At 60.2% G+C, this 10785-nt stretch carries 11 protein-coding genes; 5 read left to right on the plus strand and 6 right to left on the minus strand.

The genetic code is table 11. The features are described from left to right. Positions 1–588 (plus strand): YqgE/AlgH family protein (locus tag ACIREA_RS17135; RefSeq protein ID WP_397383534.1); only part of this gene is annotated, 588 nt, incomplete at its 5' end. Between the two features lie 2 nt (positions 589–590). On the opposite strand, the gene ACIREA_RS17140 is transcribed toward ACIREA_RS17135, so the two are convergent. The 3 genes from ACIREA_RS17140 to ACIREA_RS17150 are packed head-to-tail and all read right to left on the minus strand — an operon-like array spanning position 591 to position 4314. After that, positions 591–3410: a hypothetical protein gene (locus ACIREA_RS17140; RefSeq protein ID WP_397383535.1), complete on the minus strand. Its 2820-nt coding sequence runs from the start codon at positions 3408–3410 to the stop codon at positions 591–593. Beyond that, positions 3407–3979 (minus strand): hypothetical protein, encoded by a 573-nt coding sequence (locus tag ACIREA_RS17145; RefSeq protein ID WP_397383536.1) that lies wholly within the window; start codon positions 3977–3979, stop codon positions 3407–3409. The genes ACIREA_RS17140 and ACIREA_RS17145 overlap by 4 nt, the downstream gene beginning before the upstream one ends. A gap of 35 nt (positions 3980–4014) precedes the next feature. Continuing rightward, positions 4015–4314: an FmdB family zinc ribbon protein gene (locus ACIREA_RS17150; protein WP_397383537.1), complete on the minus strand. Its 300-nt coding sequence runs from the start codon at positions 4312–4314 to the stop codon at positions 4015–4017. A gap of 161 nt (positions 4315–4475) precedes the next feature. Here ACIREA_RS17150 and ACIREA_RS17155 point away from each other — a divergent pair, with 161 nt between their 5' ends. Continuing rightward, positions 4476–5336, plus strand: coding sequence for an AraC family transcriptional regulator (locus tag ACIREA_RS17155; RefSeq protein WP_397383538.1), 861 nt, complete (start codon positions 4476–4478; stop codon positions 5334–5336). Between the two features lie 15 nt (positions 5337–5351). On the opposite strand, the gene ACIREA_RS17160 is transcribed toward ACIREA_RS17155, so the two are convergent. Next, complete coding sequence (locus ACIREA_RS17160; RefSeq protein WP_397383539.1) at positions 5352–5753, minus strand: hypothetical protein; 402 nt, start codon at positions 5751–5753, stop codon at positions 5352–5354. Positions 5754–5816: 63 nt separating this feature from the next. On the opposite strand from ACIREA_RS17160, the gene rlmN reads away from it, so the two are divergent. Next, positions 5817–6944, plus strand: coding sequence for a 23S rRNA (adenine(2503)-C(2))-methyltransferase RlmN (gene rlmN / locus ACIREA_RS17165; RefSeq protein ID WP_397383540.1), 1128 nt, complete (start codon positions 5817–5819; stop codon positions 6942–6944). Positions 6945–7132: 188 nt separating this feature from the next. On the opposite strand, the gene ACIREA_RS17170 is transcribed toward rlmN, so the two are convergent. Together ACIREA_RS17170 and ACIREA_RS17175 are read right to left on the minus strand one after the other, a co-directional pair. Next, on the minus strand, positions 7133–7735 hold the full coding sequence (locus tag ACIREA_RS17170; protein WP_397383541.1) for a cyclic nucleotide-binding domain-containing protein: 603 nt from the start codon (positions 7733–7735) through the stop codon (positions 7133–7135). Between the two features lie 54 nt (positions 7736–7789). Then, positions 7790–8704, minus strand: a complete 915-nt coding sequence (locus ACIREA_RS17175; protein ID WP_397383542.1) for a leucine-rich repeat domain-containing protein — start codon at positions 8702–8704, stop codon at positions 7790–7792. Positions 8705–8787: 83 nt separating this feature from the next. On the opposite strand from ACIREA_RS17175, the gene ACIREA_RS17180 reads away from it, so the two are divergent. Then, complete coding sequence (locus ACIREA_RS17180) at positions 8788–10149, plus strand: sulfatase (protein ID WP_397383543.1); 1362 nt, start codon at positions 8788–8790, stop codon at positions 10147–10149. 37 nt (positions 10150–10186) lie between these two features. Next, on the plus strand, positions 10187–10785 hold a 599-nt coding region (locus ACIREA_RS17185; RefSeq protein ID WP_397383544.1), incomplete at its 3' end, for a serine hydrolase domain-containing protein.

A 10785-nucleotide genomic window follows, 5' to 3' on the forward strand; every position in this document is an offset into this window, starting at 1 on the left:
GTAGTTATTGCGTCAGACATCGATATGAATTCGGAACACACCAACGAATCATCGTCTTCCCTCAGTGGAAGCCTCCTGCTCGCCTCACCGGCCATGCGTGACTCCAACTTTGCCCGCTCCGTGGTCTTCATGGCGGCGCACAACGCGAAGGACGGAGCCTTTGGCTACATCCTGAACCGCCCTCTGGAGCAATGCGTGGCCGATCTGCTGCCAGATCAGGATCTCGGTCCGCTCGGTGAGGTTCCCGTCTTCATGGGTGGCCCGGTTTCCACCGACAAGCTCGCCTTTGCCGCACTGCATTGGAACAAGCGCCGCCGCACCCTGCGCTGTCAGACACACCTGTCGGTGACAGACGCCCTTCATGCGCTCAGCCTCGGTCATGATGTGCGCGGCTTCGTCGGCTACTCCGGTTGGAGCGGCGGACAGCTCGAAAGCGAGCTCGAAGTGCGTTCATGGATCACCGCAGACGCACGTCCGCTGGTCCTCACTGTCGAAAAACCGACGCAGATGTGGTCCGCCATTCTCCAGGACATGGGTCCGGTCTACAAAGTGATGGCCGGCATGCCTGAAGATGTGAGCCTGAACTGAGCCTACTTCGTAAACTCCTTGTCGATCGCATCCAGATACTTCGAGATCGGATCGGTGCGGGCAGGGAGTTCTTTCTTGATGGTGGTGGGCAGATTCAGGAAGTCGTCGAACTTGCCGGAGAGGCGGCCGCTTTCGCTCGCTTCAAACCAGTCGAGGTAGTCGCGCACGGCGATGGACTTCTGATACGCGATGATCGCAAATTCATGCAGCGCGGCGAGGCGCTTGTCCATGTCCTTGGTCCTCCCGGCTTCAATGTCGTGAACCGCCACGAGATAGCCTCGGATCACAGGACGGAACAAAATGCTGACACGCAGCTCCAGTGCACGCAGTGAGGCGGTGTTGTAGGCCAGTATCTTGGCGCGATCCGGGTGCTTGAGGATGTGCTGGTACTCTTCCAGCGGCAAATTCACCGGCACCAGGGCGGGCCCGGCCTCTGGGGTGGCTGCGGTGACAGCTTGGACCTGTTCAGGCGTGGCGGGCTTAGCGTTCGGATTGGTGGTTTTTGGTTTGTCCGGAGTTTTGGCTGATGATTTGGAGGCCGGTTTGGAATTGGGATTCGTCGTGCGTGGCTTGCTGCTTTTCTTGACGGGCGGTCTGTCCTCCTCCGTTTTCGGGGCAGGCGTTTCCTCTTTGGGGGCTTCCTCGGCCTTGGGCTTGCGCTTGCGGAAATCAAACAGTGGCTCCGCAGTTTGACGTGCGGCGGCAGGTGCGAGCATCTGCCATGCATCCGCCATCATGGGCGAGATCAGTCGTGCGACATCGAAAGTGTCAGGCGGTGTGAGAAATGCCTCCTTCTCCTTGGCGGGCGTCTCTTCTTTCTTCTCCTCAGCTTTCTTGCCGCCACGAAACCAGTTCATGGGATTGAGCTTGGTGGGCTTCTTCTCCTCTTTGGGTTCCTCCTTGGCTTCCGGTTCTTTTTTGACGGGGACCTTGGGTTTTTCGATGGTGGCAGCTTTCTCTTTTTCAGACGCCTTTTTGTCCGCAGGCGCGGTCACAGCCGGTTTTTTGTCCTCAGTCTTCTTTTCGTCATTCCCTGCACCAAAGAGACGGCCCATGAAGCCGGGCTTCTTCTCCTCCTCTGCCTTCTTCTCTTTTTCGACAATTGCAGGAGCTGCAGCCGGCTTTGCAGCCACCTTGGCTGTGCTCTCTTTGACGCTCGGTTCATCCGGCGTCTTCTTCTCGTCACTGCCCGCACCAAAGAGACGCCCCATGAAGCCGGGCTTCTTTTCCTCTTCCTCTTTCTTCTCTTTTTCTACGGCGGGAGTATCAGCCACCTTGGCAGTGTCCTCTTTGACGCTTGGCTCATCCGGTGCCTTTTTCTCGTCACTGCCTGCACCAAAGAGGCGGCCCATGAAGCCAGGCTTCTTTTCTTCCTCAGTTGGCTGTTCCTTGTCGTCGGCGGTCTTGGTCGGTTTGTCACTTGCCTTGGGTTCGCTTTCTTTGGCGTCTCCCAGGAATAGCAGGCGGCGAAGGAGGCTGCGTTTCGTCTTGGGATCTTCTTCCTCACCCGGCTCTTCCTTGACTTCGGCGGTGGCTTCTTTGGACTTGGGCTTGGTCGGCGCCGCAGCCGCGGTGGGCTCCGGATGGGATTCGCTGGCTGGGATGACTGCCAACGGTGCCGGGATCACAAACGGGTGCAGCTTCACGTTCTTCGGGACTGCGGCAGGAAGAGCTTCGTAGTGGATGGTGATCGCTTCCTCGATGGCTTTGAGACTCTCAGCAGCAGTGAGGGGTTCGCCGACACCGGGATTGGCCAGCGCGGCAAGCTGCAACGACCACCACTTGTTCAAGCTTGAGGCCGAGGCGGCAAAGTTTGGAAAGGCGGCACTCAGCAGTTCACGTTCGGAGCGCGGGTCGCTCGCCAGGGAATTGAGAAACTTGTTCAGATTCTGCGGTCCACTGGGCTGATCCACGAGCGCCAGCACCAAGGCGCAGCAGGAGGTCTCGTAAATCGTGCGGGACAGGTTGTCCATCTCCACCGGAGAGGCTTCGATGATCTCCTCGATGCCATAGATTTTACCGCTGCGGAACAGCGTGGCAAACATCGCGCTGGGCGTGGGGCTGGCACGGAAGTCCAGCGCGTGCAGCACACCGGTCATGATCCAGTCAGGCAGCAGCAGGCGTCCTTTCGGCGTCTCGATCTTCTGATGATTGCGCAGGATGCGCTCGGCGAGAAGCGCACGCACCAGCTCCTTGCGCAGATCCTCCGCCTTGAGACCAGGTCCTTCATTGATCGTCACCTGCAGGTGAAAACCGCCGAAGTTAAGCTCGGAAATCGTGGTGGAAATGGGCGGTCCTTTCGATTTGGCCGCCTCCTCACCCGTGTTCAGCAGCACGACAATCGGCAGCACCCACGGCTCCTTGTCATTCAGCACCTTGCGCACTTCCTGGGAAACCTCCTCACAGCGCGTGGACATCGCACTGCGAGTCTCAAACACTTTCCCATGCACGATGAACTGCCGACTGGTGCTGGTGGAACTGGTGACGGGAAGCTTGTCTGAAGGAGTCCCCACGCGCGGCACTTCCGTGACCGCAGGCTTTTGGGTGACGGCTTCCAGCACCTGCATTTTGCTGGCGGAATTATCAGATACCGGCGGAGTCGCGGGTGGCTCCGCCGCAGGCTTGGCAGGAACTCCACTCTGCAACTGGCCGGGCAGGGGCGGTGGCACGGCAGTCTTCGGCGCCTCAATGGCAGCCGCCGCTTCCTTCTGTTCCTTCGTGAGCGGTGGGACTGGCGGCGGGGTTGTTTGCCCCACCGCAAGCAGTGTGGCGCAGACATACGAGAGCACGCTCGCAAAGACAGATGGGAAACGGCGGTTCATGCGGGAGGGAAACGGGGATCGAGCACGAGCTTGTCCTTGGCGATGGTGATTTGGGTCATTTGAAACAAGGCCCGAATTTCAGGATCAAGCGCCTCAGCCAGCGCCTCCAGCGACGGGTAGAGCGGCCGCATCATGCCACGTGGCATTTGCAGATGGCCGTAGGCCCCACGCAGCACCTCGACGCGAAAGTTTTTATCGTCACGACTGATGGCGAGGTCAACGCTTGCCGTGTGGGTGTAGCCCTTGAGCTTCCAGATGACGAACAAGCGGGCCCTGTCAGGCTCCAGATCAACTCGTGCGCCTTCAAAAGTGACCCAGCTGCCCAGCATGCTCGGGATCTTCCCTGATAGCGTCGTCGCCAGGTGCCGGTTGATTTCAGCCTCGCTGATCTCCACCACCGCTGCGCGTTTGATCGTCGTCTGGCGCAGGCTGTCCAGCAGGTCATCGGCCTTGGCATTACTTGGCGCAGCGACCATGGGCAGATCGGCCGGTCGGTAAGCCACCCAGGTGGCTCCGGCCAGCAGGCTGATCCCAAGCAGCCGCAAAGTCTGAAACAGGTGGCGAATCACGGCGGCAGGGGTGGGGGTTGTATGTGGACTCAGGTCTAGGCACCCGACGTCTTGGCAGGTGCCGGCGGAGTGGCAGCCGGAGCCGGTGTCGAAATCGTGGAGGCTGAGGCGCTTTCAGAATCCTTCTTCGCCGCCGCTTTGTACGAGTCACTGCGGTAGTCCGTGATGTAAAAGCCGTTGCCCTTGAAGATGAAACCTGAGCCCAGTCCAATCAGGCGCTTCACCGGACCAGGGCAGCTTTCTTTCGGGCAGTCCGTGAGATGCGGATCCTTCATCGACTGTTTGGCCTCAAACTTGTGGCCGCACGTCTGGCATTCGTAATCGTAAGTGGGCATGATGTGTTCGTGAGTGCATGCGCGGGGGTAATTAGGTGCGCAGCAGGGAAATGAGTATGCCGCTTGGCACCCTCTGCTGCAAAAGGATTTTCCCCCTCCCTTGGGTCCCGGGCACAATTCAATGCTCGACACCTGGGCGCTCCTGAATGTATTATCCGGCCATGGCTTCGTTGATCCAGGAAACCGTCTTCATGACGAATCTTTACGCCACACCCGCTGACTGGCAGCGTGATTTGTTTTATTCCGTGGTGCGCGCGGGCCATTTGAGGGCGGGCTTCGAGCACCGCATCGAGCGTGAAACCTACCCCGGTCATGAGTTGATCCTCTGCCTCAGGGGCTGCGGCTGGGTTCAGATCGCAGGCAAACGGCATGCCGTCGGACCCGGTGCACTGCTGTGGGTGAACTGCCATCATCCGCACATCTACGGTGCCGCAAAAAAGGATCCGTGGGAGCTCTACTGGATGCGCATCGAGGGCAGATCTCTAGACCGCATCGCCGAACTCCTGCAAGTGCGCTCGCAGCCCGTTCTCGAAGGCATCAATGAGCAGGCGGTGAAGCAGGAGTTTGAGAGCGCCTTCCAGTACATGAGCGGTACCCGCCCCAGCGATGCCGCACTCGCCAGCGCTGCCGTCGCCTCCATCATCGGCCTCGCATTCCACGTGCGCCTCTCGGAGCCCGGCCTTGTGCAGCCCGAGCTCCCCTCCGCCGTCTCCAAGGCGCTGGAGCGCATGCGCCTCTACTTCCATCTGCCCATGCGCGTGATCGAGCTCGCCCAACTCAGTGGTATGAGCGAAAGCCACTTCAGCCGCCAGTTCAAAGCCGCCATCGGCACCAGCCCCATCGACTGGCTCCGGCGCGAGCGTATCAATCAGGCCAAGCGCCGCCTCATTGAATCCGACGATCCCGTCAAAGAAATCGCCCGTCAGGTCGGCTACCACGATCAGTTCTTCTTCTCCAAGGACTTCAAGAAAATGACCAAGCTCACCCCCACGCAGTTCCGCGAGCAGGAAAAGCAGCCCTAGCAGTTCTCTGCGGCACTAACCCACCAGAGTCTTCTGCTTCATCCGCTGCTCCACCCACGCATGCGTGCGGCGGAAAATAAAATCCAGCAGCAGTGCCAGCATCGCGCCAGCAAACGCCCCGCCGATCCCGCCATACACGGCGATCATCCAGCTCTCGTCCACGTGCTCTAGCACTGACCGGCCTACCCAAGCAGTGACCGCTCCGGCTGGAATGCCCGCCAGAATGCCGCATTGCAGCAGCAGCGCCCGCACCGCCGTAGCAGGCCGCTTCGTGAGAAAGCCCAGCGCCACCGAGCTGGACACCACCCCCAGCATCGCCAGCCCCGCTGCGATCGCGCAGGCAAACAAACCAATGCCGATACCCGCGCCGATAAGGACGACCATGACAAGCAGCATGATGAGGCCGGGAATACCCATGCCAGCAGCATCAAACCCAAATCTCGAATTTCAAATGCTCATTTCACCGCCACTGTGGCACACATGACCATCACCCCCGCACCCCAGGGACTCCTCGGCATGAAGCCGGAGGAGATCGCTGCCGTGTTCGCAGAGCTCGGCCAGCCCGCCTTCCGCGCCAAACAGCTCGTCGAGTGGGTCTTCGCCAAACGCGCCGCCACTTTCGAGGAGATGACCAATCTCCCCAAAGCCACCCGCGAAGCCCTCGCCACCCGCTTCGTCACGCGCACGATGACCATCGCCAAAGTCGCCGGCTCCAGCGACACCACGCGCAAATTCCTCCTCAAACTCCACGACGGCCGCTACGTCGAAACCGTGCTCATTCCGGCCAATCCCGCCCTCTACGGCGGCAGTTCAGACCGCCGCACCCTCTGCGTCTCCAGCCAGGTCGGCTGTGCTTACGACTGCAAATTCTGCGCCAGCGGTCTTGCCGGTTTCGCGCGCAATCTGACGGCGGCGGAAATCGTCGAGCAAATCGTGCAGGTGGAAGCCTATGCCGGAGAGCGCGTCGACAATCTCGTCTTCATGGGAATGGGAGAGCCCCTCGCGAATTACTCGAACGTCACCAAGGCCATCGAGATCTTGAATGCCGAATGGGGCATCGGCATCGGCGCACGCCACATGACCGTCAGCACCAGCGGCCTCGCCCCGCAGATCAAAAAACTCGCCGACTTCCCATTGCAGATCCGCCTCGCCATCTCGCTGCACGGCGCCACCGATGAAGTGCGTGAGAAAATCATGCCCGTGAACCGCAAGCACAACCTCGGCGAGCTCTTTGAAGCGCTCGACTACTGGAACCAGAAGCGGAAGCAGTTCCTCACCTTCGAGTTCATCCTCATTGCCGACGTGAACGACAGCCTTCAGCAGGCCCACGCCCTGGCCAAACGTGCCCGCAGTGCCAATGCCAAGGTCAATCTGATCCCCTACAACACCGTCGATGGCCTCGAGTGGGTGCGTCCGAGTGAGGCTGCCCAGGACGCCTTCCTCGCAGTACTCGTCAATGCCGGCGTCACCGCCACCCTCCGCCGTGAAAAAGGTCACGACATCGCCGCCGCCTGCGGTCAGCTCCGCCTCAAACAGGAAACCGAACTCGGCATCATCGAATCACCGATCCCCGCCAAACGCATCACGATTGGCGGCGGCGCGGAATGAGCTCGTGCGCCAGGCGGTTTAAGCAATAAGGGAGTCGCGAAGGCGGCAGCAAAGTGGTCCGCACAGTCCTCTGTGCGGCGTCTGGGTAATCGTGCGCGCTGAACACCAAACAGACGACTATACTACCATCTGCTTGCGCCAGCCTCCGGTTCCCAAACTCCAGAGGCTGTAAAATATTTTAAAAGGCTCTACCTCACCCGCGCCGGTTTCCTCACCACCTTGGCAGGCGCGCGTTTCACCGGTCGCTTAAGTTTCGGCGCAGTCGCCGGTTTGGCGGCTGGCTTCGCGCCAGCCTTGGCTTCCTTCAGCTCGCGCAGTTCCTTCTCGACCTCGGCCAGGCGCTTGGAGGTGGCCTCCAGCTTGCGCACAACGAGGCGCGCGACGAATTCGTACAGCGCCGCATGGAAGTCCGGGTCTTCCTCGCGCGGATGGATGTCCTGCAGGAATTTCTGATCCACCGCCAGACACACCGCCTTCGTGGAGGCGATGACGGACGCGAGACGCTTGTCATGGTTCACGAGCGCCAGCTCGCCGAAAACTTCCCCAATACGGGTGATGGCAGCCACTTTCTTGGTGCCGACCCGCACCTCCAGCTCACCGCTGAGCAGGACGTAGATGCGGGAGTCGATGCTTCCCTCCTTGATGATGTGATCGCCCGGCTCGCATTGCAGCAGGCTGCTGGAGTTCAACACATCATCAAGCTGGTCATCGCTAAAACTGGCGAGAGCAGGCACCGCACGCAAAGGCGACGGGCTGTTTTTCTCGTCATGGATGTAAGCAAACTCTTTCATGGAATTCGCCCGGATTCTGTCAGGAGGAAGGCGGTGGGGAAAGATAAATTTTGGTCATTTTCCGCCACTCTTCACCGCCGCATCATACGCGGGCCAGAAACTGGCCGGCGGCACCAGGTCCTTGCCGCCGTCGTCAAACCGCGTCCCGATTTCCTGCAACAGCAGCGATTTTGCCACATCAATCCCGGCTGTGATGTTCGCCGGAGTAAAGACAAGGCGCGTGAGCTTCATGCCCTTCAGCGGCGTCAAATCCGTCACCGGTGTCTCCGCAATGTGCAGGCGCTGCAGCGCCGTGCCGGTCAGTGGAGAGAGGTCCTTCACCTTAGTGCGGTGCAGCGTTACGCTCACCAGCGGCACCGTTTTCAGCGCGCTGATGTCTGCCACCGGACAGTCCGTCAGCCACAGCATCTGGATCGGGCATTTGGCGATCCCCGAGATGTCACCAATCGGGCATCCCACCGCATTCAGCTCCACCAGAGGCATGCTTTCCAGCGCCGCCAGGTTCTCCACCGGCGTGCGGCTCAGGTACAGTTTTTCCAGCGGCATGCCACGGATCGGCGAAAGGTCCCGCACCTTCGTGTCTTCAAGATAAAGCTCCACCAGCTTCTTGCCCTGCATCGGCCGCAGGTCGGTGATCGGCGTCTCGCTCAGATCCAGCGCCACCGGCTCGATGTGTTCGAGAAACTTCACGTTCTCAATCTTCGCCCCACGCAGGCTCAGCGCGACCACGTTCCCGCCTTCGATGTTAAACTGCCCGTTCCCCGCATACCCCGGATTGTGAAACTTGATCTCCGTGTGCATCATCTCCTGCGTCCAATACACCTTCTTCGGCGCATCCTTGGCCGGAGCTGAAGCAGCAAGAGCTGCCGCAGGCTTTTCCGCCACGGGCTTCGCCGCAGACGCAGGTTTCTTGGGCTCATCACCACACTGGGTCAGAAGGAGAGGAAGGAGGAGCAGGCTGGGCTTCATGCCATGGGCATGCCGGATTTCCTGGTGCGATGCAAGCCGGAAGTGAAACAAGGACCGCAAACCAACGTTTTTCGCGCTCCACCATGCGATCTCTCCTCTTCCTCGCCTCGCTGCTGCTAACCGCATCCGCCTTCGCCGCCAAACCGAACGTGCTTCTCATCGTCGCGGATGACCTCGGCTACCACGACCTCGGTTTCCAAGGCTCCAAGGAGATCCCCACCCCAAACCTCGACAAGCTGGCCGCACAGAGCCTCGTCTGCACCAACGGATACGTATCTCACCCGTTTTGCAGTCCCACCCGGGCGGGCATCATGACGGGCCGCTACCAGCAGCGCTTCGGGCATGAGAACAATCCCGCCTGGCTGCCGCAGGACACCGTGGCGGGCCTGCCGCTGACGGAAACAACCTATCCGCAGCTCATGCTAAAAGCGGGCTACACCACGGGTGCTGTGGGAAAATGGCACCTCGGCGCGCATCCGCAGTTTCACCCAAACAAGCGCGGCTTTGACGAATACTTCGGCGCTCTCGGCGGCGGGCACATGTACATCCCGGGCACCAGCGGCGGTGCAGAATACAACATCCCGCTGAACCGCAACGGCAAGGATGAAGCCCAGACCAAGTACCTCACCGAGCAGTTCGGCGATGAAGCCTCTTCCTTTGTGGAACGTCACGCCACTGAAGCCAAACCCTGGATGCTCTACCTGGCCTTCAATGCCCCCCACACACCGCTGCAGGCACCGCAGAAGTGGATGGACAAGTTTTCCCAGATCACAGACAAAAACCGCCAGACCTACGCCGCCATGGTGTGTGCCATGGACGAAGCCGTGGGTGAGGTGCTCACCAAGCTCGACGCCACCAAGCAGCGCGAGAACACGCTGATCTACTTCGTCAGCGACAACGGCGGTCCCAATCTGCAGGCAAAGAGCGGCAGCAACTTCACCGACAACTCCCCACTCCGCGGCGCAAAGGGCATGGTTTACGAAGGCGGCATGCGCGTGCCCTTCCTCGTGAGCTGGCCCGCAAAAATCAAGCCTGGCAAATACGACCAGCCCGTCATCGCACTCGATTTCCTGCCCACCTCACTCGCCGCCGCAGAATCGGCTGACTTGACGCCAAAGAATCTGGATGGCGTCAATCTGCTGCCCTTCCTCAGCGGTGAAAAAACCAGCGCACCCCATGACACCCTCTTCTGGCGCTCCGGCGGACCCGGCGGCAACAACGCCATACGTCGCGGCAGCCTGAAACTCGTGCGCCTCGGCAAAGCAGAGCCCGAACTCTACGATCTCGTCACCGACATCGGCGAATCCAAGAACCTCGCCGCTGAAAAGCCCGAGGTGGTGAAGGAACTCGTCTCCGCCATTGCCGAATGGGAGAAAGGCACCATCGCCCCCATCTTCGAAAGCCCGAGGGCTGGCAAACCTGCGGCGAAGAAGAAAAAGAAATAGGCAGCCACGTGGCGTTTCTGGCAGGATGAATTTCTTCATGCTGCGCTCGCTCACTTTTCTTCTTCTCTGCTCCTTCGCGCACGCGGATGAGTTCGACTCACTGCGTGCCGTGGTCAGCAAAGCTGTGGCCAAAGGCAATCCGCCAGGGGTCGTGCTCTGGTTCGAGAGCGGAGACAAAAAGATGACAGTGGTCGAAGGCCAGCGTGCGCTTGTCCCCGCGAAGGAGCCAATGACCGAGGACACCGTCTTTGACGCCGCATCGCTGACCAAGGTGGTGGCCACACTGCCAAGTGTGCTGATCCTCATGGAGCAGGGGAAGATCGAACTGGCGGCCGAGGCGCGGCGCTACATCCCAGAATTTCGCAGCGGCATCACCGTGCGACATCTCCTTACCCACACCTCCGGCTTGAAGGCGGGCATTCCCAAAGAACCCGAATGGACCGGTTACACGGCAGGCATCGCCCTTGCTGTCGCATCAGAGTCTGAAGGCCCTCCCGATCGCTTCTTCCGCTACTCCGACATCAATTTCATCCTGCTCGGCGAGATCGTTCGGCGCGTGAGCGGCATGGGCTTGAATGAGTTCGCCGCCAAGCACGTGTTCGCGCCTTTGCACATGGACTCCACACGCTTCCTGCC

The organism is Prosthecobacter sp., assembly GCF_044373815.1.
In the GTDB taxonomy this organism is placed as follows: Bacteria; Verrucomicrobiota; Verrucomicrobiia; order Verrucomicrobiales; family Verrucomicrobiaceae; genus Prosthecobacter.